The organism is Capnocytophaga sp. oral taxon 332 str. F0381, from assembly GCF_000318275.2.
Classification (GTDB): Bacteria; Bacteroidota; Bacteroidia; order Flavobacteriales; family Flavobacteriaceae; genus Capnocytophaga; species Capnocytophaga bilenii.
This window is the reverse complement of record NZ_KB291256.1, coordinates 2,014-2,426: the sequence shown is the minus strand read 5'-3', so window position 1 is coordinate 2,426 and position 413 is coordinate 2,014. Positions and strand designations below refer to the sequence as shown.

Annotated in this window: 1 pseudogene; it reads left to right on the top strand. The window is 27.4% G+C overall.

The features are described 5' to 3' along the window. Window positions 1-160: 160 nt before the first annotated feature. Window positions 161-413: pseudogene (locus tag HMPREF9075_RS01010) on the top strand (hypothetical protein); the annotation flags it as partial.

Below are 413 nucleotides of genomic sequence, written 5' to 3'. Positions count from 1 at the left end.
CAAAGAGACTATCTTTAACAATCTAATAAAAAGAATGCTTGAAAGAGAACCTATTTTCCAACCTCAGTTGGTATGTAGCTAAATAGACACTTCAATTTATTAAAATAAATCTCTTATGAGGAAAATATTATTATACATTGTAGTATTAACAATAAATCATATGATGGCACAAGAAAACAAAAATTCTTTAAAAGATACAATTATGTTCGAAAAATTTGATTTTAACCTATGGAATACAAGGTACAAAGATTTTGAAAAAGATCCTAAATATGGGGGGTATTACAAATTAAAAGATGGATCTTCTTTCCGTCCTATTTATGGAGGAAAAGGATATATCTTTTATGAAGTGATTCCTCCCCTACCAGCCTATTATCATTATTTTTATGATTACTATGAAAATGGAAATCTTAAAG